Source organism: Verrucosispora sp. NA02020 (genome assembly GCF_013364215.1).
Classification (GTDB): domain Bacteria; phylum Actinomycetota; class Actinomycetes; order Mycobacteriales; family Micromonosporaceae; genus Micromonospora.
The window spans coordinates 1,123,334-1,143,860 of sequence record NZ_CP054923.1 but is presented as its reverse complement, the minus strand read 5'-3'; the positions used below and the strand labels follow the sequence as shown (position 1 = coordinate 1,143,860).

The window sequence follows — 20,527 nt, the reverse complement described above, 5'->3', positions numbered from 1 at the left end:
CTCGGGCATGGATCTATCCTGCCCCGGCCAGGCCATGGTGTGCACGGCGTACGACACACCCACCGACAACGCAAGATCGGCAGCTGTCGATGGTGCGGCCGTAGCGTCCCCGGATCAGGTCCCGGACCACCACCATCAACCTCGATCTGACGAAGGCTTGCAGCCTCGGCTACGACGCCACCGCCCGCCGGTGGCTGATCGCTCACGAACTGGGGCACGTCATGGCGCTGCCCCACCAGGCCACCCGGGTCAGCTTCATGCGCCCGTACCCGTCGCCGCTGATGCAGACCACCGCAGCCGAACGCACCACCTCGCCAACCGGTAACGCCCGCCGGAGCGCCAAGGAGCCCGCCGACCGGTCCGGTCGACGGGCTATCTTCTGCCCGAGTAGCCGTCCCTCCGACATGGACCTTCGGCGATAGCCTGTCTCGATGCATCCCGACGACCCGACCTTGCGGCAACCGCCGACCTTTCCCGAGCAGCCCGGCACCTACCCGCCGCCCTCGGCTGGCCAGTACCCACCCCCCGGCCCGTACCCGCCGCCGCACGGCTACCCGCCACCGATGGGCTACCAGCAGACCACCGTCGCGTCGGGCGGCATCCCTGGCTGGATGCACCTCTTGTACGCCATCGGCGGGTTCTTCACCTGCGGAATCATGTGGCTGATCTGGCCGATCCACTGGTGGTTCGCCCAGAGCAAGAGCCGCTCCACCACTACGGTGGTGCCGCAGCCGCCTCCCGGCCCGTACCCGCCTCAGCAGTAAGCGCCGCACAGCCCAGGCGTGCGCCTGCGGGTCCTACTCAGCGGGCGCTCCGCTACTCCTGGGTTGGTCAACGGCCCTGCTTCGCCACTTCCTCCTCTGCGCAAACCTTGTGACAAGGGTGGCCGTTCTCGTCCCGCATGATTGCACCCTTTTGACAGATTCGACATGGCTGTAGTTCGCCAGTCGCATGGTGCGTCCAGACCAGGCTGACTGTCGGCTTGACGCCGGAATTCCCCAGGTCGATCACTACCGGCCCGGGGCGATCACGGGGCAGTGTCGGGGGGCGACGGTATCCGGTGTCGACGCCGTAGTTGCAGTCGAGTTCCAATTCTCGGGGCACCATCGTCCCGCTGGTGCCAGGATCCGGGTCCAGCTCGATGTTCGGGACCGGCCTTCGCCCTTCGCGGTCGTTCAGGTACCGCTCCATGTCGTCGGCCGTCACCCAGTAGTACATGGGCCGGCCGCGCGAGTCAGTCTCTTCGAGTGACCGCCAGGCGCCCGCAGCTGCCCCGACGACGAGGTCATCGAGGTTGAGACCACGGGTTGCTAGAAGGTAGACGTGCAGCTTGCCGCAAGGCCGCTTCCGAGTGACTGGGCAGTACGCTTCACGGCGGCCGCACCGGTCGATGTCAGCGTCGCGGGCACCACCGGACACGAGCAGCTCGTTGCCGGTTCGAACCCAGCCCGCGTTGGTCGGCGGGATCGTCGCCCAGGCAACACGGTGCTCGATCTGCACAGCAGGGTTGTCGGTCGTCCACATCGGCATCAAGCCGTCCCCACGGGCGATCCTGACGCGCTTCTTGATGGTCGGGATGGACAGCTTTGATACTTGGAGCTCGTGCCCGAGCAGCAGTCCACCCTCGCCACGCACGAGCACGTCGGTGACCCGCTTGCCGGAAGTCGAGCGGGCCTCTACCTCGACGGAGAAGCCTGCCCGCTCGGAGACGGTTGCGACGCGCTCCTTCAGGGCCTTGTGCTTGTCAGTCTCGATGGCGTCGGGGTGGTTCCTGGCGGCGGATCGGTTGAGGTGTACGGCCTGACGAAAGCCGGTGCCGTCCGGCTTTCCCTTGAGGTACATCCACTCTGGGCAGTCCGGGTCTTTCGTGTAGCAGGCTCCCATGCACCGCAGCTCACCGGCGTGGATTGTCCGCGACCGAAGCTCCTGCCACAGCCCCGGCCGGTCGGGGTGCCCCAGATCCGCCCTGCTGAGGTTTAGATCGATCTGTAGTCGGATGTGCCGCACAGCTTCTGCCACTGGGGCCTCCTTAGCGGCCGCGCCCACCCATGATGCTGGGCGCCACTGATGGGGATCCAACATTCGCGCTGACAGCAGTCGGACGTCGTAGTCGGCGGCAGCGCTGGCCAGAGCGGTGCGGCTTGGTGGTGTCGCTCGGTGCCGCTACTCGTAGCTCTCCGGCCACTCCACCGGCTGCGTGTGCAGCAGCAGGACTGAGTCTCGTTCGATGGGCCACAGCGGCCAGTCAGGCGGGATCGTCAACCGGATCGGAAGGGTGCCATGGCCGTACCAGCCGTCGAACGGATTCGAGCGGATACTGAGGCCGTGCATTTCGGCGTAGACCCGCAGCTTATCCGGGATGTCTTCGGCGTACGGGTGGGTCAGCAGGAACGCGGTGCGGCCGTCGTGCTGCACCCAGATCTGGGTGTGGTCCATCCCGACTGATGTGCAGGCCGAGAAGGTGCAGACGTCCATGCGGTACAACCCATGCACGCACGCCTGAGCCGGACCGCGATACAGCAGAAGCTGGTACTTGAACGCCCACTCCCGCGCTCGCTGAACCGTTGCTGCCCCTCCGTAGACCTCGAAGTCGTCGCTACCCGGAGGTACGAGCGACCAGTTGCCGGTTCCGAGCATGGCACCGTCTGCGGTGTGCTGCTTCACCGGGACCTCCCTCGTCGGCTTCGTTGATGGGAGCTTAATGCAATCAACCAAGCACGCGCCGTGATGGGGTTCTGACCTTGTTGTCGGCGGGCTGAGTGCAGCAAGGCCCCTACGCAGGGCCAAGGCGGTCACCAGGTAGGTGCCGCAGATGGCGATCAGCGAGATCGGCGTGTGTACGAACGCGATGACCGCGATCAGGTGCGCTAGGCGAATGGTGCGGACATCTCCGGTCACGGCGTGCCGCGGCGGATCAGCCGCCACAGTGCGGTGCTGATGGTGGGCAGGACGGCGACGGTGCGCCATTCGGGGTCGGCGATGTGGGTGAAGCCGCGGGCTTGGAGGCCGGTGTCGATGCCGCGGACGTGGACAGCGCCCCAGATCATGACGACGTCACGGTCGGTGGAGTCGATGCCTTGCAGTGCGGCGCGGTCGCGGGCGTCGATGAGGATCTCGTCGCCTGGCGTATAAGGGATCTTCTTGGTGCCTCGTGACGCGCCGATGCGGAGTCCGATCGCGGCCTGAAGGGCGAACAGTGCGGCTGCTCGCGGTGTGCGGATCTGCCAGTCGTCGGTGGCCCACGCAAAGCGGCGGTGGTGTTGGGCGACCTGGGCGCCGATCACGGTCGGTCCCGCGAGGCGGATGATCTGCAGCGGGTCGAGGTCGTGTTCCTGCCAGGACGGCGGGATGTCACCGAACGCCTCACGCTGATGCACCCACCCCAACGTGGCGATAGCGCGATCCTCACACTGCCCGCCACCCTTCATCGCCTCCAACACCCGTCTCTCCTCCTCGGCGACGTCCGGCGGGATGGGCTGCGACCGAATGAACTCGGAGTGCACCACCGCCCCGCCGTCTTCGACGTCGCTGATCGTGTCGAGCAGGCCGGAGAAGTAGGCGGGCGTACCGACGTGCATGGCGGCGACCAGCGTGACCCGACGGCCAGTGACGGGGTGCCGGTATCGGTAGACCGGGGTGTGGACCGCCGCGCCAGACAGGCGCAGATACTCGATCATGAGGGGGTGTGCGCTTCCTGATCGTGGAGAGACTCGAACGAGGGGCTAGCAGAGGGATAGCGGGGAACGGCTTTCGGTACGGCCGCGCTGATCCGGGCCGTGTCGCTGGCTTGCCGTAAGACGAGATCGCGGACGGTGGTGGTGACGCCCAATGGCCGGATCAGCAGGTTGACGAGCAGGACATAGCCGGTGGTGGTGCCGCCGAGGATGAGGGCTTGGGGCCAGGACCCGGTGGCGGCGTTGTCGGTGGGGCTCGTAGCCCCGTAGACCACAGCCGTGAGTGCGGCCAGGCTGTTGACAACGATGTGAAAGGCGATGGCGGCTGCCAGGCCGCCGGTGCGGACCGTGATCCAGCCGAGCGCGACCCCGACCACCAGCACGCCCACCATTCCTGACACCTCACCGGCGCCGTGCAGGGCGGTGAAGACAGCCGCTTGGACGAGGACGGCGGGCCACGGGGAGCGGGTGAAGCGGCCGACGGCCTGGAGGATCACGCCGCGGGTGACGACTTCCTCGGCTGCGGTCTGGACCACGATGAGGCACAGCAGGATCGGCAGCACGGTGAGGCGCTCACCGATGCCGTTCAGCGTCAGGGTGCCGGACTGTTCGGGTGGGCCGGCGGTGGTGACGGCCACGGCGAGCATGACGGTGGTGCCGATGACCGCCGTCATCGCCAGGCACATCGCCGCGAGTGCGCCGTACAGGGCCAGCAACCGCCGGGACAGGCGGCCGGTGACGCCGGCCAGTGTGCCGATACGTCGGCCTTCCCCACGCGGACGATCAGCAGGGTCGCCGGCAGGATGCAGGCGATCGCCACGATTGAGAGGACCAGTGGTGTGAGGTCGCCGAGGATCGGTAGCCCCTCGGGCGGCAGTCGTCGGCTGATCAGGGTGGCGGGGATCGGCGCGATCTGGGTGGCGATCAGCGCGGCAGACAGCGTCAGCAGCGTCCTCCACCAGGGGATCCGTATGGTCAACCGGTGGTAGGGCGTACCGACAGGCGGCATGGGCGTGGGCATCCTGCGGTGGTCCTCAACGGGTGTCGAACGGGCGGAGGGCATCACGGGCGTGCCGGAACCAGCGGTGCGAGGCCCCGCAGGATGCAGCGCACACAGACCAGGTCCACCGATCGGGCCGTCGCCACGAGGTCACCGACGCCGGCAGGGGTGTCGGGCGTGGTGGTGGGCTGGCCGACGAGATGCAGGTGCAGCGCGATCATCCCGACGACCGCGAAGTGCGGGAGCACGGAAGGTCGATCCCTTTCGAATGGGTCGTGCCGACGTCTGCCCGTCGATGCAGACGGGTGGTCGGAGAATGGGCAGGCGTCAATGTCAGCGAAGGGTCAACCAGCTGAGACGCGCCTGGTCTAGGACTGGGGAGATGGCCAGTCGAGCAGCCTGTGCACGGGTTCAGGGCGCGCGGGCAGCGACATAGTCGTCACGCGGTCTCCCGGAGATCGCGAGTGATGCCAGGCAGTCGCTGGGATGGCGGCTACCTCGTGGTCTTCGGTCGTGCCGCCCGTCGCTTCTGGGTCATTCGGGCTTCTGGGCGAGGGTGGAGGTGTACTGGTAGCCGCGTAGGGCCACTGTGGGGTCGGCCATCAGTTCGCTGAAGCGGCACAGGTCGGCGTCGTCGAGGTCGGCGTGCAGGAGTCGGTCGTGGAGTTGGCGGGCGTTGTCGGCCAGCAGTTGGCAGCCGGGGCCGCCGCCGGTCCATGTGTCGGCGCGGGTACGGCTGTGTACGTGTGTCATCTTCAGGTCGAGCAGGTGGCTGTGGGTGTTGTTGCCCCAGTCCAGGTCGGTGCCGCCGGTGGCGAGGGTGTCGAGGATGGCGTGGATGACCCGGTAGATCAGGTGGTTGTCGTCGCCGGTGGGGGCGTGGTGGATCAGGGCGCGGCTATAGACGATCTCGCCGAGCAGCAGCCACCCTCCGGGCCGCAGCAGTGTGGTCATCGGTGTCAGGAGGTCGGCGCGGTTGGCGAGGTGTTCCAGGACGCAGCGGCTGTGGACGAGGTCGATGCTGCCGGGCGCGATCGGGAGGTCGAGGCCGTTGCGCAGGTCCCGTTGGTATACCTCGATGACGGCGGTGGGGTCGAGGAGGTCGGTGTCGCGGTCGACGGCGAGGACCGTGCCGGTCGGGCCGACCGTGTCGGCGAGGTGTCGGGTGATGGAGCCTGCGCCAGCACCGATGTCCAGGGCCCGCCGCCCGGGCCGGATGGGGATTTTGGCGAGGTCGTGGCGGGTGATGGGGTCGAGGACCTGTTGCAGGGGGCCGAGTTGCTGCGGGTTGTTGCGGAACTGGTAGGTCGTCGTGGTCATCGGGAGTCTCCTTCGGGCATGGGTAAACAGGGTGTGGCGAACAGGGACAGGTCGATTCGCGCGCGCTGCGGGTGAAGTCGGGCCGGGGGCGGTGGGCCGGGTTGCTCCCACCAGCGGGCGTCGACGCGCGTGCGGCCCATGACGAGTAGGTAGCTGGTGGGTCGCCAGGCGCCGATCTCGTCGGGGCGGGCGGTTTCGTAGGCGAGGACGTCGCCGGTGACGGGGTCGACGACGAGCACCCGGCGCTGACTGTCGTCGCTGTCGGTGGCGGCGATGGCGACGCCGACACGTCCGGCGCGGTCGGACACCCGCGGGTAGAAGACGAGTTGGTCGTACTGGGCCAGAGTGGTGAGGACCGTCGCCCGCTCGTCGCGGCGCGCGTTGTGCCAGGACACGAGTTCTGCGATGGCTTGCACGGCGTCGGCGGCGGTGTAGTCACGGTCGTTGTCGTGGCGTAGCCGATCGATGATGACGAACGGTTGCCGTGGGTCGAGGATGGGATTGACCGGGATGTCGGAGGGGATCTGGCCTGGATCCCACCAGTGTTTCGTCATGGGTGCGGGGCCGGGTGGGTGTCGGGTGGCGAGTTGCGCGCCGGAGAGGTCACCGGTGTTCCATCGCACGACTTCTTGCAGCGTTTCCGGCTCCCCCGGGGAGGACTCACTCCGCCATTGCTGGTAGCGGATGAGGTCGTAGCGGCCCGATGCCGTGTCGCAGGGGCTGGTGGCGATGGTGGCGGCGAGGTTCCGCAGGGCGTGTCGGGCCGGCTGTGGGTAGACCAGTCGGGTGACGGCCAGCGAGCCGTGGCGGGCGGCGGCGGTGGCCAGGTCAGGCTGTGGTGACGCCGACATCGCGCACGGTTGCGGGGCGATGGCAGGCGCCGCTGGGACAGGCGATACCGCCAGAACGGTGGCGGTCAGAAGCACACCTGCTCCCAGCACCGCCGTACTTCGTACGCCGGGTGGCCGGGGTGTCGGGGCAGCGCCGCGCATGACGGTCTCAGAGGTCATTGGTCGGGCTCCCGGGCTCGTCGCCGAGATGGGTGAGGGTGAGGTGTCGGCGCATCACATCGGTGGCCACGGCGTGGGTGTCGGTGTGGCCGAGGAGCTGCCCGGAGGCGATGACGTGCATGGTGTCGGCGATCATCGCGGCCACGCCGGCGTGTGGGAGCGCGGCGAGGACGGTCACGCCCCGGTCGGGCAGGGTCCGCAGCAGGGTGGTGATCTGGTCGGCCACGATGGGGGCGAGGCCCTCGGTGGGTTCGTCGGCCAGCAGGAGACGCGGTGCGGTGCGGAGCGCGCGGGCGATGGTGAGCATCTGTTGCTCGCCGCCGGAGAGCTGGCTGGTGCGGTGCTGCATGCGGTCGGCGAGCTGGGGAAACGTGTCGAGGAGTTCCTCGACAGTCCACGCTTCGTCGCGGCCTGCGACGGGCCGCGCGAGGGCGAGGTGCTCGACGACGGTCAACGACGGCCACAGCCTGCGGCCCTGAGGGGCGAGTGCGACGCCGGCCCGGGCGGCTGCGGTGGGGTGCCAGCCGGTCACGTCGTGGCCGTCGAGGTGGATGGTGCCGCCGCTGGGGTGGAGGTGGCCGGCGAGGGTGTGCAGCAGGGTGGTTTTGCCGGCTCCGTTGGGGCCTACCACTGCGTGCACACCGGCGCTGTCGAGGTTGAGCGTGACGTGGTGCAGGACTGGGGCGCCGTGGGGGTAGGCGACGGTCAGGTCACGGATGCGCAGCATCGCTACCTCCGGTGCCGAGGTAGAGAGCGGCGACGCCTGGGTCGGCACGCACGGTGTCGGCGGGGCCGTCGGTGTGCCGGCGGCCCTGGTGCAGAACGGTGATCCAGTCAGCGAACGCGGCGACCACGCCCATGTGGTGCTCGACCAGCACCACCGCCATCCAGCTGGGCAGCCCCTGGAGGACGTCGAGAAGGCGGCTGGTGTCGGTGTCGGTGTCGGTGAGGCCGGCCGCGGGTTCGTCGAGTAGCAGGACCCGGGGTTGGCCGGCCAGGGTGACGGCCAGGTCGAGCATCCGCCGGTGCCCGTGTGACAGGGCGCTGGCGGGCTGGTGGGCGTAGTCGGCCAGACCCACCAGGCGCAGCACCTCCAGCGGCGTGCGGTCCGGGTTGCGGCGATGCTGCCAGCCGCCGACCCGGACGCAGTCGAGGCAGGTGAGATCGGGCCACACCAGGGGGTGTTGGAAGGTGCGACCGATACCGGCTCGCGCCCGCCATTCAGCGCCGTGGCGGGTCACCAACTGACCGTTGTAGGTGAGCTGACCTGCCTGGGCGCGGAGGGCGCCGGCCAGCACGCCCAGCAGGGTGGACTTACCGGACCCGTTGGGTCCGATGACTGCGTGTCGGTCACCCGGGGCGATAGCGAACGTGTCGAGGTGCAGGGCGGTGAGCGGACCGTAGGCGTGGCGTAGACCGGTGGCGACCAGGCCGTTGCCGTGGGCGTGGTCGGGATCGCGGCGGCTGCGCGGTGCGGGCGGCCGGTCCGGCTCGACGCGGTGGATGATCCTCACGGCGCGCTCCTGACGCTCGTCGCGGCGGCCGGGGGCGGCGCGTCATGCGGAGTGGCGAACAGACGGTGGCGGCTAAGGCGGGCAGTTAGGGCGGTCAAGCCGCCCGGCAGCGCGTACACGGCGATGACGAACAACGCGCCGAGCAGCAGCGGCGCGTGCCCGGGAACCTCCACGGCCACGACGTCACGGACGATGAGCACGATCACCACACCGACCGCCGCCCCGGTGAGGGATCGGGCGCCGCCGATGACGACGGCGAGCAGGGCCAGGGCTGCGGTTCCAAATCCGACATCGGCGGGGGTGATCCACCGATGGGTGTGGATCAGTAGCGCTCCGGCGATGCCGGCCAGGCTCCCGGCGGCGGTGTGGACCATCCACAGGTAGACGTAGACGGGATGGCCGCTGGCGCGGGCCCGGTTCTCGTTGGCACGGGCGGCGGTGAACAGCATCCGCCGATCGCCGCGCAGCGACCACCCGGCCGCAGCCGTCACGGCCAGCATGATCGTGGCGGTGTAGAGCAGCACCGTGCGGTCGCCGACGAGCGGCGGCATGCCGGCGAGGAGGCGCGGTGCGGGGATACCGGCGAGGCCGTCGGTGCCGCCGCTGACCGTCCGCCACTGCCCGGCGGTGATCGCGGTCAGCTCAGCGACCGCGAGGCTCAGCATCAGGAAGACGGTGCCCCGATAGCGGACCAGTACCGCCCCGGCCAGGCCCGCGACGGCCGCACCGATGACGGCTGCGCAGAGCAGGTGCACGACGGCGAGGTCGATACCGGCGAGAGCGAGGCGGGCGGTGAGGTAGGCGCCAGCGGCGTAGGGGGCGACGTGGCCCAGGGTGGGCAGGCCGGCGTGCCCGGCGACCACCGCGACGCTGACCGCCAGCAGCGCGAGGGGCAGCATCCGGGCGACCGTGGTGTGCAGGTACGGATTCGGTGACACCGCCACGACGATGATCGCCAGGGCAGCCGCACCTGGGGCGATAACGGGTAGCGATCGGAGTCGGGCAACGGTGGCCCGGGTGGGCATGCTCATGGCGTCGCCTGACCAGGAACGGTGCTGGGGCGGGCGAGCAGGATCACGGCCATGGCGGTGAGGAGGTAGGGCGCCAGGGCCGGGATGGTGACCACTCCGACGGTCTGCACCACGCCGACGCCGATCGCGGCGATGACGGCACCGGGTACGGAGCCGAGACCTCCGCAGACCACGATGATCAGTGACAGCAGTAGTGCCGTGTCGGCGGTGCCGGGCCCGACGCCGAGGATCGGGGTGGTCAGCGCTCCCGCTAGACCGGCGAGGGCCCCGGAGGCGACGAGTACGGCGGCGTCGACGGTGCGGGGGTTGACGCCGATCGCGGCGACCATCGCCCGGTCGTCGACGGTGGCCCGGATCAGCCGACCGGCGCGGGCGCGGTGCAGCAGCACATACCCGCACGCGGCGACCAGCACGGCGACGGCGAACGCGGCGAGCCGGTCGACCGGATATCGGTATCCTGCGACCACGATCGTGCTTTCCAGGGCGGCGGGCATCCGGGGCCGCAGCAGGTCCGACCCGTACGCCGTGGTCAGCAGGTCCGCGCCGATCAACGCGACGCCGAAGGTCAACAACGCCTGATCCAGGTGACCACGTCCGCGCAGTGCGGCGGTCGCGGCGGCGAGCACTCCCCCACCGGCAGCTCCCGCGAGTGCCGCCAGGGCCATCGCGGCGACGAGACTGCCCCAGGTGCCTGCGGTGGTGGTCGCGGCGATGTAGCCGCCGGTCGCGATGAGGGTGCCGTGGGCGAGGTTCAGCACTCCGCCGGCACCGAATGCGACGGTCAGCCCGGCGGCGGCGATCGCCAGGAGCAGCCCGTAGGCGATTCCGTCAACGGTGGTGATCACGAGTGCGTCCATGGGCACGGCACCCCCTTAGCTCTGGTCGTGTCGGTCAGGTGGCGGGCAGGGTGGTCAGGTCCTGCAGCAGCACGTTGGACAGGACCGGGCCGTCGGGCTTGACCTCGCGCAGGTACCAGCGCTGCACCGGCCGGTGCTCGGTGGGATGGAACTGCCAGTCCCCGCGCGGGCTGTCGACCCGTCCCACCGTGCTGATCGCGGTGTTGAGGGTGTCGCCGGTGACGGCGCCGTCGACGGCGGCCAGGGCCCGGTCGAGGACTGCGGCGGCGTCGTAGGAGGCCATCGCGAAGGTGGTCGGCTGTCCCGGGTAGCCGGCGGCGGACCAGGCGGCGACGAACTGCTGGTTCGCCGCGTGCGGCAGCGTCGGCGAGTAGTTGAGGACGTTGCGGATTCCGGTGGCCGCCGTCCCTTGGGCGTCCAACACCGGTCCTTCGGTGAGGAAGCCGGCGGCGTAGAGCGGCACGTCCCTGAGCGCGGAGTGCCGGTACTGCTTGACGAACGCGACGGCGGGACCACCGGCGTAGAAGGTGTACACGGCGGCCGGTTGGGTTTCGGCGGCCTTGTTCAGGTACGGCAGGAAGTTCTCGGTCGTCGGGAACGGCGTGAACACGGTCTTGCCGTCCGGGTTGGCGAGTGTCCCGCCGAGGGCGGTGTACGTGTCGGTGAAGCCGCGCAGTTCGTCCCAGCCGCCCTGGTAGTCCGGGCCGATCGCGTACACGGTTCCGTTGCCGACCTGCGCCTTGATGTACTCGGCGATCGCGATCCCGGGCTCGTCGGAGTTGTAGGAGGTGTGCCAGGTGTAGGACAGGGCCCGCGCCGGGGGCCACCCGGGGCGGGCGTTCGCTCCCAGCAGCGGTATCCGCCGCTCGTGAATGAGCGTCTGGACCTTGTCCACCGTGGCGCCGCCGACCAGCCCGGTCAGCGCCACTACCCGGTCGCGTTCCAGGAGTTTCTGGGCGGCGGCGACAGCGGTGGCGGGGCCGTCGCCCTCGTCGGCGACGACCAGGTCGATCTCGCGGCCACCGAGACGGCCGTCGTGGGTGTCGAGGTAGAGCTGGAAACCGCGGTGCATGTCCTCGCCGACGCTGGTGTAGATGCCCGACAGCGACACCAGCAGTCCGATCCGTACCCGGTCGGAGTCGCCGTCGCTGCTGCTGCACGCCGCGCCGGTGGCGAGCAGGCCGGTGGCGGTGGCGACAGCCAGTGCCTGCCGCAGTCGGGAACGGGCATGTCGCATAAGGGTGCTCCTTCTGTTCGAGGGTGGAGGGGCCGAGCGGTCAGGAGGCGACGCGGGCCGGGATCGGGGTGGTGGCGATGATGTGCTCGACCAGGGCGATGAGCAGGCGGCGTACGCTGTCGCGGTCCCGGGCGTCGACCTCGATGACGGGCACCTCACCGTCGAGCGTGAGGGCGTCGCGGATCTGCGCCGGCGGGTAGGAGCGGGCGTTGGGGAACCGGTTGACCGCCACCACGAACGGCAGCCTGCGACGTTCGATGTAGTCCAGGTGCCGGAACGAGTCCTGGAGCCGGCGGGTGTCGACGAGCACCACCGCGGCGATCGCCCCGTGGACGATCGCGTCCCACATGAACCAGAACCGCTGTTGTCCAGGGGTCCCGAAGACGTACACGGTGACGTCGTTGATGGCGAGGCGACCGAAGTCCATCGCCACCGTGGTGGTGACCTTGTTCGGACTGTGGGAGATGTCGTCGCCGGCGGCCGACATCCGGGCCTCGGTGGTCAGCGGCACGATGTCCGACACGGCCCCGACCAGCGTGGTCTTACCGATCCCGAGGGGCCCGGTCAGCACGATCTTCAACCCCGGTGGCCCGCCCGCCGGTCGGCGAACCGTCGTGCCCGGCGCGGTCATCGTGCCCCGGCGGCCGCTGCCGCGAACGACGGGTTGAGCTGCGTGTCGCCCACCTGCTCGGCGAAGCGGTCCAGTTCGGCGGTGACGTAGGCGAGGTCCGCGTCCCGCCGCGTCAACACCAGCAGCGACGCCCCCCGATTCAGGCTCGTCAGGATCAGGTAACCCCGGTCGGTGTCGGTGATGTTGCCCCGCACCCCACCGGCGTTCAGCTCCTGGGCGGCGCCGTTGATCAGGCTGTTCAAGCCTGAGGCGACCGCGGCGAGGCGTTCTGCAGCGTCTCGGTGGAGACCGTCGGTGAAGGCCAACAGCAGTCCGTCGACGGATACCGCGACGGCCTGGCTCACACCCGGCACCACGCGCACGTTGTTGTTCAACAGGAAGCTCAGATCGGTGCTCATCGTCGTCCTTCTCTCGGCTGGAGGGAGCGGCCACGGCCGCGCTGATACGCCCCTGCGGTCTTGGCGAAGCCCGTTACCGCCCGTCCACGGTGTGGCGGTTCGACAGGAACGGGCCGAGGTGAGGACGCGATCGCCCGGGAAGGCTGCCGCTTGGGCAGTCCGTTCGACGTGGTCGCGCCGTGATCCGACGGTGCCGCAGCGGTGGCGGCGGGCAGGTGCACCGTGCCGCCCACCTCGAACCATCCGGACGGGCCGTGCTCCTCGGCCGCCTGCTCGTAGATCGGGTCCGGTTCCTGCCAGGCGGCAGCGGTGCGCTGCGCGGGGATCTGCGGCAGGGTCTGCGTCGACGCGTCCGCCATCGTCGTGGGCGGGTCGTAACGCACCGCAGGAGCACGCGGCGAGCTGGTGGGCAAGGACAAGTCGGAAGCGGGGGTGCCGCCCGGGGCACGCCTGCCGGCCACCGGCCCCACCGGCAGCGCGACCCGCTCCGGGATCCGGATACGAAGCTGGTCGGCGGGAATCTCGACCTCGGCGATGGTGCCCTGCGGTGACGCGGGCAGCAGCCGCACCCGCAGCCCGTGCGCGGCGGCCAGCGCCGCGACGGTGGCGATGCCCTGACGGCGGATGTGCTCCACCCCGATCATCGGCGTCGGCGCCGCCAACTCCTCGTTGAGCTGGTCGAGAAGGTCTGGACCGATGCCGTTGCCCGTATCGGTGACCTGCAGGATCGCCCGGTTGCCCATCAGGTGACCGGTGACGACCACCTCGTCGGGGCTGTAGCGGGTGGCGTTGTCCAGTAGGGACGCCAACAGGTGCACCAGGTCGTCGATCAGCGCCGGTGGTACGAGGATCCGGTCGTCGACGAGTCCGACGATGACCCGCCGGTACTCCTGGATCCGGCTCTGCGCCGCCTGCACCACCGTCACCAGCTCGGCCGGCTCCTCGTACGGCATCCCGAGCGTCCGTCCCGACAACACCAGCATGCTCTGCGTACCGTGCAGCAGCTGCGCCGCCAGGTTGTCCACCGCGAACAACGTCGCCAGCGTCGCCGAGTCCTTCTCATCCCGCTCCGCACGGTCCAACACGCCCAGAAGACGATTCGTGATCCCCTGACACCGGCGCCCCACCGCCTCCACCGCACCCACCGCCACCAGGCGCTGCCGCGCCAGATCCGTCGAGATCCGGTACGTGGTGGCCGCGAGCGCGTCGAAAGCAACCGCGACCTCGTCCACCTCATCCCGAGGCATGTCCACGGCCAAGGCACGTGGCGCCGGAGGCACAGACCCCGGGTCGGCCGGATCAGCCGCCGCCACCTGCCGCACCAGCGACGGCAGCTCTTCCGTGGCCATCCCGGTGACGGCATCGCGGACCCGCCGCAACCGCCGCGCCAACGCCCGGCCCTGCCACGTCGCCAACACCGTCGCCGCGGCCACAAGCACCGCCGCCACCCCGCAGAGCACCCCCGTGGTCACCCACTGCCGGCTCCGCGCCCGCCCCACCGCCGCCTGAATCTCGCCGTCGATCCGCGACTGCACCTCGTGCAACCGGTCGCGGCGTTCACCACTGGCCACCAACCACCGACCGGAGTTCACCCGCAGCCGCTGACCCACCTGCGTCCGCGCGACCTCGTCATCGAACCGCTGCGCTGCCAGCACCTGCTCACCGGTCAACGCCTGATCCAGCCACCCTCGCCACACTGCAGGCGAGCGCTGCGACACCACCGACAACGCCTCATCGAACCCGGCCCGCGTCGCCGCCACGTCCCGCTGTACCGCCTGCGACACCACTCGGCCGCTACCCGTCGCCACCGCGACCTGCTGGATGCCGGCGTACTCCGACGCCTGCGACAACGCCGCCGCCACCCGCAACTGATCAGCCAGCGCACCATCGGCCCCGCCGACCTGACCCACGGCCTCCCGTACCGCCAGCCCTCGGCCGATCGCCGCCCGATACCGCACCAACACGGCGGTCAGCGACGCAGACCTGGCCTTCACCTGCTCGCGAAACGTTGGGAGCAGCCGCAACTGCTCGTCGAACGGACCCAACAACTGCGCCACCGACGGCGGTGACAAGTCCAGATCGCCCCGACGCTGCCGATACGCCTCGACCGCACCATCCGAGACAGCACCCTGCTCGAGGAAGGCGTTCAGCCCACGACCGCTGTCCGACACCACCGACGCCGCAACCTGACGCTCACGATCCAGCTGATAAAGCACCTCACCGACAGCGGACGACACCGCCACCAGCGACTCCAACCGATCGGCAGCAAGCGCCTGACGCGCTGTCGACGCCACACCCCACGCGGCGAAGAGCACAGTCGCAGACAGCGGAATCGCCAGCAACCAGGCCAGCCTCCGGGCAACACGCACAGGAAACCTTTCGGATCGCATACCCGTTGGCCTGCGCCAACGACAAGAAGGACCTCACGGCGTCAATCGCCGAACAAACGCCTGGGAACCTCTCCCTCAGGACGCATCGCGACTGACGCACGCCAACAATCACGCATGTCCGCCGATCGGGGAATTCCGCATTACGGTCCACATTGCGGTTCCGATCACGAAGCACCCGAACCCTGAGCTGCTAAGACGTCAAGATCAGAGGGCCCGGTCGCGAGACCGCCAGTGTGCGTTACGGTCAGCTGACATCCCGCAAGCACGGGTTTTGGCCAGACCGTTACGAACGACGTGTGGGCTGCCCACGCGCGTACCTCCGCCACCGTTGACTCGCGCAAGAGATCCGGAACTTGAGACGATCATGACTGGAGCAGCGAGCAACTGTCCCCGGCGCTGGGAGTTCACTGCCAGCACTTGAGCGCTCTTGAGAACGGTCGACGCGGCCCGAACATCAACCCCGCGGCCTGCGTCTGCGATCACCAGCCAGTGGACATCAAGCCCCGCGATACAGCTATCGCTGGTTACGCTGCCGTCCGCGGTCCGACGAACGTGATGGTGAAGTACTAGGTTCGGGAACAGCGTGCGGCCCGTTTCCACCGGCTGAGTCCAGCAGCGACCCCCTCGGCCCCAAGCCCCTGGAAGGAGAGCAAAGCACCAGAAGTGAATCCACTGGACCTTCAGCGGACCACCTGACCGAGCGCGTACGGCAACTATGGGCGTTCGACCGACGTTCGTCGTTGCGCGAGATCCGGGCACACGGAATAGTTGATTAACAATAGGACGATGCAGTTTCATTCTTTGCTACGGCGGCGGGGACGTGCGGAGTAGCGCCAGGAGGTAGATCTCGATGCCAGCATCGGAGGCCAGCGCAAAGAAGCCGAATCTACGGCTGATGGAAGCCCGCCGTCGCCTCCCGTCACCGCGCTGGCCGAACTTGCGCATGAGTCGCTCCGACGTCGCCGACGGTGTTAACGCCAAGCTTCACGAGCTATATCCCGACCGCAAAGATCTGAAATACCACACCGTCGACTTCCGGTGGGTCGGCAAACTTGAACGCGGCGACAGGGACTGCACCCGGTTTGGTTGACTCCTGACCTGTGAGGATGCGTTCCTCGCTGGAAGGATGTCTGTCATGCCGAAAGCGTTTCCGCCGGAGTTCCGTCGTGACGTGGTCGCGGTCGCGCGTAAGGGCGAGGCGCCGTTGCGGCAGATCGCGAAGGACTTCGGGATCTCCGAGGGCTGTCTGCACCGCTGGCTCAAGCTCGCCGATGTCGAGGACGGTGTCCGTTCCGGGGCCACCAGCAGCGAGTCAGCGGAACTGCGAGAGCTGCGTCGGCGTAACAAGCTTCTGGAGCAGGAGAACGAGATCCTGCGGCGGGCGGCGGCGTTCTTCGCCCGGGATATCTCCCCAAAATGATGTACCCGCTGGTCGGTGACCTGGCCGCGGACGGGATCCCCGTCGCGGTGACCTGCCGGGTGTTGGGGTTCAGTAAGCAGGCCTACTACGCATGGCGCGCCGAGCCGGTGTCGCGACGTGACGTCGACGACGCCCATCTGATCAACGCCGCCCTGGACATCCACCACGATGATCCGGCGTTCGGGTACCGGTTCATCGCCGACGAACTCCCCGCCCACGGCATCACCGCCGGCCCGAACCGGGTCGCCCGGCTGTGCTCACAGCAGCGCATCTGGTCGGTGTTCGCCAAGCGCAAGGGGCTCACGCGGCGGGCCGGGCCGCCGGTGCACGACGACCTGGTGCACCGCCGGTTCACCGCCGACGCCCCGAACCGGCTGTGGCTGACCGACATCACCGAACACCCCACCGCCGAGGGCAAGCTCTACCTGTGCGTGATCAAGGACGTGTACTCCGGCCGGATCGTCGGCTACTCCATCGACACCCGGATGAAAGCCTCTCTGGCCGTCGCGGCGCTGTCCAACGCGGTCCGACTACGCGATCCGGCCGGCACCGTGGTCCACTCGGACAGGGGCAGCCAATTCCGGTCTAGGAAATTTGTGAAGGCATTGCACCGCAACGGATTGGTCGGCTCGATGGGCCGCGTCGGCGCCTGCGGCGACAACGCCGCGATGGAATCGTTCTTCGCCCTACTGCAACGCAACGTCCTGGACCGGCAACGCTGGAGCACCCGCCACGACCTGCGCCTGGCGATGGTGACCTGGATCGAACGGACCTACCACCGCCGACGACGGCAACAACGCCTCGGACGCCTCACCCCGATCGAGTTTGAGACAATCAACCAGCCCACACACCCGACCTGAACCACTCAACCCCGCGAGTCAACCAAACCCGGGGCAGTCCCTTGAGCAGCTGGCGGGCCATCACGATGCGCTGCACCTGGTTGGTGCCCTCGTAGATCTGCGTGATCTTGGCGTCCCGCATCATCCGCTCGACCGGGTAGTCCCGGGTGTAGCCGTAGCCGCCGAGCAACTGCACCGCGTCGGTGGTGATCTCCATCGCGGCGTCCGAGGCGAAGCACTTCGCCGCCGCACCGAAGTACGTCAGGTCGGCGTCACCCCGCTCCGACTTGCCGGCCGCCGCGTACGTGAGCTGCCGCGCCGCCTCCAGCTTCATGCCCATGTCGGCGAGCATGAACTGCACACCCTGGAACTCGGCGATCGCCTTGCCGAACTGCTTACGCTCGGCCACGTACCCCTTGGCGTAGTCCAGCGCACCCTGCGCGATGCCGAGCGCCTGCGCGGCGATGGTGACCCGGGTGTGGTCCAGGGTCTTCATCGCGGTGCCGAACCCGGTGCCCTCGGCGCCGATGATCCGGTCGGCCGGGATCCGGACGTTGTCCAGGTAGACCTCGCGGGTCGGCGAGCCCTTGATGCCCAACTTCTTCTCCGGAGCACCGAAACTGACCCCCGGATCGGACTTCTCGACCACGAAGGCGGAGATGCCCCGCGACCGCGCGGTCGGGTCGGTAACGGCGAAAACCGTGTAGAACTCGGACACCCCGGCGTTGGTGATCCACCGCTTCACGCCGTTGAGCACCCAGTGGTCGCCGTCCCGCACCGCCCGGGTGGTCATCGACGCCGCGTCGCTGCCGGCCTCCGGCTCGGAGAGGCAGTACGAGAACATCGCCTCACCGGCGGCGACCGGGGTCAGGTAGCGGCGCTTGAGGTCGTCGGAGCCGGCCAGCAGCAGCGGCATGGTGCCGAGCTTGTTCACCGCCGGGATCAGCGACGACGAGGCGCAGGCCCGGGCGACCTCCTCGATCACGATCGCGGTGGCCAGCGCGTCGGCGCCCGCACCGCCGTACTCCTCGGGGATGTGCGGGGCGTGGAAGTCGGCAGCCCGTAACGCGTCGTACGAAGCCTTGGGGAACTCACCGGTCTCGTCGGCCTCGGCAGCCTGCGGCGCCACCTTCGCCGCACAGACCTCACGGACGGCTTCCCGGATCGCCTGGTGCTCCTCGGGCAACCGATACACATCGAACGAGTGCTCTGCGGGCATGCCGGCCCCTCCCCTTCACCGCTACTATGCGCAGTCTGTAGCGTCACCTGGACGGCCATCGCGCAGACTGAAGGATAGCCACCACCGTTCGAGCCATGTTACCGGCGCGTAGGCTGAGCCGGGACGGAGCATCGACGCCGGTCGGCGATGATGGAGTGCAGACAGCAGAATCACCCCCCTCCGGTGCCCCGCCGAGGCGCCGCAGCGGCCCGCGACGCGACCACGCGCCGCCAGTGCGAGCGGAGAGACAGGCGTGACCATCCCGTACCCGAACACCCAGCCGATGCCCGCCATCGCCTCGGTGACACCCCCCTCGGGTGCATCCCGACCTCGGGTGACCTTCCTGGGCACTGGCTACCTCGGCGCGACCTACGCCATCTGTTACGCCGAGCTCGGCTACGAGGTGCTGGGATTCGACGTCGACGCCGACAAGATCGCCAAGCTCAACGCGGGCGAGGTGCCGATCCACGAGCCCGGCCTGGACGAGCTGCTCCGGCGTAACCTGGCCGCCGGTCGGCTGCGGTTCAGCACCGACATCGCCGAGACCGCCGACTTCGGCGACGTGCACTTCATCTGCGTCGGCACCCCGCAGCGCGCCGACGGCATGGGCGCCGACCTGTCGTACGTCGAGGCGTCGGTCACCGGTCTGGCCCAGCACCTGACCCGCAAGGCCCTGATCGTCGGCAAGTCCACCGTCCCGGTCGGCACCGCCGAGTGGGTGGAACAGCTCGTGGGCAAGCACGCCTCCACGGACCTGGGTGTCGAGGTGGCCTGGAGCCCGGAGTTCCTCCAGGAGGGCTTCGCCGTCGACGACGTGCTCCGGCCGAACCGGATCGTGGTCGGCGTCAAGAGCGACTGGGCCAACGGCATGCTCTACGCCGCGCACAAGGGCGTCTTCGACCTGGCCGCCACGGAGGACCGCGAGGTACCCCTGGTGGTCACCGACTTCGCCACCGCCGAGCTGGTCAAGGTCGCCGCCAACGCCTTCCTGGCGACCAAGATCTCCTTCATCAACGCGATGGCCGAGGTGTGCGAGGCTGCCGGCGGCGACGTCACCCAGCTCGCCAAGGCCATCGGGTACGACCCCCGCATCGGCAACCGTTTCCTCCAGTCCGGGCTCGGCTTCGGCGGCGCCTGCCTGCCGAAGGACATCCGCGCCTTCCAGGCCCGGGCGCAGGAACTGGGCGCCGGTGAGGCGCTGCGCTTCCTGCACGAGGTCGACCTGATCAACCTGCGTCGCCGGACCCGCGTGCTCCACCTCGCCGCCGACCTGCTCGGTCGCCGGTCCGGCCCGGCCGGCCCGGACCTCTCCGGCACCCGCATCGCCGTCCTCGGGGCGACCTTCAAACCCAACACCGACGACGTACGCGACGCACCCGCTCTCGCCGTCGCCGCGCTGCTGCACAAGGCCGGCGCCGAGGTGCACGTCTTCGACCCGCAGGGCATGGAGAACGCCCGCCGGGCGGTGCCGGAACTGCGCTACGAGCCGGACGTCAACGCGGCGGTCACCGGCGCCGACCTGGTCTGCGTCCTCACCGAGTGGGCGGACTTCCGCAACGCCGACCCGAGCGCGCTCGGCGAACTGGTCACCGGGCGGCGCGTGGTCGACGCCCGCAACTGCCTCGACTCGGCACTGTGGACGCAGGCTGGCTGGGAGTATCGGGGGATGGGGCGGCCTTGATCTTGTTCTTCGGGGGTGGGTTTTCCGGGGGAACCCACCCGCTCCGGGCGGTCAGGCTTGATCCCTGCGCGGGTGGGCTCCCCCGGAAAACCTGACTTCCCGCAGCCTGCGTGAGATGGCCCATCCCCGGCGGGGGTGGGGTCTGGATTCGCGGGAACCTGACGTTCCGCAGCCTGCGTGAGGCGGCCCATCCGGCGGGGGTGGGAGCTGGGCCTTCGCTTTGGTCGGCGGGTCGTCGGGGGGTACGGCGAGCTGACTCGGAGGGCTCGACTGGGCGGGATCGCTTCGGGGTTGCTGATCTTGGAC

20 protein-coding genes are annotated in these 20,527 nt (G+C 69.2%); 4 read left to right on the top strand and 16 right to left on the bottom strand.

Translation table 11 applies throughout. The annotated features are described in order from the left end of the window. Positions 1–431 precede the first annotated feature (431 nt). Complete coding sequence (locus HUT12_RS32655) at positions 432–764, top strand: hypothetical protein (RefSeq protein ID WP_176092621.1); 333 nt, start codon at positions 432–434, stop codon at positions 762–764. Between the two features lie 67 nt (positions 765–831). Here the strand turns inward: HUT12_RS32655 and HUT12_RS04930 are convergent, their stop codons facing one another. The 15 genes from HUT12_RS04930 to HUT12_RS04860 all read right to left on the bottom strand — a co-directional run bounded on the left by HUT12_RS04930 (position 832) and on the right by HUT12_RS04860 (position 15,062). After that, positions 832–2,019, bottom strand: a complete 1,188-nt coding sequence (locus tag HUT12_RS04930) for a hypothetical protein (protein WP_176092620.1) — start codon at positions 2,017–2,019, stop codon at positions 832–834. 144 nt (positions 2,020–2,163) lie between these two features. Next, the gene (locus tag HUT12_RS04925; protein ID WP_176092619.1) at positions 2,164–2,664 is read right to left on the bottom strand and encodes a hypothetical protein; all 501 of its coding nucleotides are present in this window, start codon (positions 2,662–2,664) and stop codon (positions 2,164–2,166) included. 230 nt (positions 2,665–2,894) lie between these two features. Then, positions 2,895–3,677 (bottom strand): hypothetical protein, encoded by a 783-nt coding sequence (locus HUT12_RS04920; RefSeq protein ID WP_176092618.1) that lies wholly within the window; start codon positions 3,675–3,677, stop codon positions 2,895–2,897. Further along, on the bottom strand, positions 3,674–4,390 hold the full coding sequence (locus tag HUT12_RS04915; protein WP_176092617.1) for a CPBP family intramembrane glutamic endopeptidase: 717 nt from the start codon (positions 4,388–4,390) through the stop codon (positions 3,674–3,676). The genes HUT12_RS04920 and HUT12_RS04915 overlap by 4 nt, the downstream gene beginning before the upstream one ends. Before the next feature lie 346 nt (positions 4,391–4,736). Then, positions 4,737–4,922, bottom strand: coding sequence for a hypothetical protein (locus tag HUT12_RS04910; protein ID WP_176092616.1), 186 nt, complete (start codon positions 4,920–4,922; stop codon positions 4,737–4,739). Positions 4,923–5,208: 286 nt separating this feature from the next. After that, positions 5,209–5,994, bottom strand: a complete 786-nt coding sequence (locus HUT12_RS04905) for a methyltransferase domain-containing protein (RefSeq protein ID WP_176092615.1) — start codon at positions 5,992–5,994, stop codon at positions 5,209–5,211. Next, positions 5,991–6,845 (bottom strand): hypothetical protein, encoded by an 855-nt coding sequence (locus HUT12_RS04900; protein WP_176092614.1) that lies wholly within the window; start codon positions 6,843–6,845, stop codon positions 5,991–5,993. The genes HUT12_RS04905 and HUT12_RS04900 overlap by 4 nt, the downstream gene beginning before the upstream one ends. Before the next feature lie 148 nt (positions 6,846–6,993). Next, on the bottom strand, positions 6,994–7,731 hold the full coding sequence (locus tag HUT12_RS04895; protein ID WP_176092613.1) for an ABC transporter ATP-binding protein: 738 nt from the start codon (positions 7,729–7,731) through the stop codon (positions 6,994–6,996). Then, on the bottom strand, positions 7,715–8,518 hold the full coding sequence (locus HUT12_RS04890) for an ABC transporter ATP-binding protein (protein WP_176092612.1): 804 nt from the start codon (positions 8,516–8,518) through the stop codon (positions 7,715–7,717). The genes HUT12_RS04895 and HUT12_RS04890 overlap by 17 nt, the downstream gene beginning before the upstream one ends. Then, positions 8,515–9,549 (bottom strand): branched-chain amino acid ABC transporter permease, encoded by a 1,035-nt coding sequence (locus HUT12_RS04885; RefSeq protein WP_176092611.1) that lies wholly within the window; start codon positions 9,547–9,549, stop codon positions 8,515–8,517. Before HUT12_RS04885 ends, HUT12_RS04890 begins: the two co-directional genes overlap by 4 nt. Continuing rightward, positions 9,546–10,406 carry a branched-chain amino acid ABC transporter permease gene (locus HUT12_RS04880; RefSeq protein WP_176092610.1) on the bottom strand — a complete coding sequence of 287 codons (861 nt, stop codon included), beginning with the start codon at positions 10,404–10,406 and terminating at the stop codon, positions 9,546–9,548. The genes HUT12_RS04885 and HUT12_RS04880 overlap by 4 nt, the downstream gene beginning before the upstream one ends. Before the next feature lie 34 nt (positions 10,407–10,440). Continuing rightward, on the bottom strand, positions 10,441–11,643 hold the full coding sequence (locus HUT12_RS04875; protein WP_176092609.1) for an ABC transporter substrate-binding protein: 1,203 nt from the start codon (positions 11,641–11,643) through the stop codon (positions 10,441–10,443). 40 nt (positions 11,644–11,683) lie between these two features. After that, on the bottom strand, positions 11,684–12,274 hold the full coding sequence (locus HUT12_RS04870; protein ID WP_176092608.1) for an ATP/GTP-binding protein: 591 nt from the start codon (positions 12,272–12,274) through the stop codon (positions 11,684–11,686). Continuing rightward, a complete protein-coding gene (locus HUT12_RS04865) occupies positions 12,271–12,672 on the bottom strand; it encodes a roadblock/LC7 domain-containing protein (protein WP_176092607.1) in 402 nt (133 codons plus the stop codon). Before HUT12_RS04865 ends, HUT12_RS04870 begins: the two co-directional genes overlap by 4 nt. Next, positions 12,669–15,062, bottom strand: coding sequence for a nitrate- and nitrite sensing domain-containing protein (locus tag HUT12_RS04860; protein WP_303393476.1), 2,394 nt, complete (start codon positions 15,060–15,062; stop codon positions 12,669–12,671). Before HUT12_RS04860 ends, HUT12_RS04865 begins: the two co-directional genes overlap by 4 nt. Positions 15,063–15,912: 850 nt before the next feature. Here HUT12_RS04860 and HUT12_RS04855 point away from each other — a divergent pair. Beyond that, positions 15,913–16,152: a hypothetical protein gene (locus HUT12_RS04855; RefSeq protein WP_176092605.1), complete on the top strand. Its 240-nt coding sequence runs from the start codon at positions 15,913–15,915 to the stop codon at positions 16,150–16,152. A 45-nt stretch (positions 16,153–16,197) separates the two neighbouring features. Further along, positions 16,198–17,342, top strand: a protein-coding gene (locus HUT12_RS04850) for an IS3 family transposase (protein WP_176092604.1) whose coding sequence is annotated in 2 segments (ribosomal slippage) — positions 16,198–16,471 and positions 16,471–17,342 — 1,146 coding nt in all. Because the reading frame shifts where the segments join, the coding sequence is not laid out codon by codon here. Here HUT12_RS04850 and HUT12_RS04845 read toward each other — a convergent pair. Further along, a complete protein-coding gene (locus HUT12_RS04845; protein WP_176092603.1) occupies positions 17,317–18,540 on the bottom strand; it encodes an acyl-CoA dehydrogenase family protein in 1,224 nt (407 codons plus the stop codon). The genes HUT12_RS04850 and HUT12_RS04845 overlap by 26 nt on opposite strands. 253 nt (positions 18,541–18,793) lie before the next feature. Between HUT12_RS04845 and HUT12_RS04840 the strand changes: the two genes are divergently transcribed. After that, positions 18,794–20,221: a UDP-glucose/GDP-mannose dehydrogenase family protein gene (locus tag HUT12_RS04840; protein ID WP_131057222.1), complete on the top strand. Its 1,428-nt coding sequence runs from the start codon at positions 18,794–18,796 to the stop codon at positions 20,219–20,221. Positions 20,222–20,527: the final 306 nt, after the last annotated feature.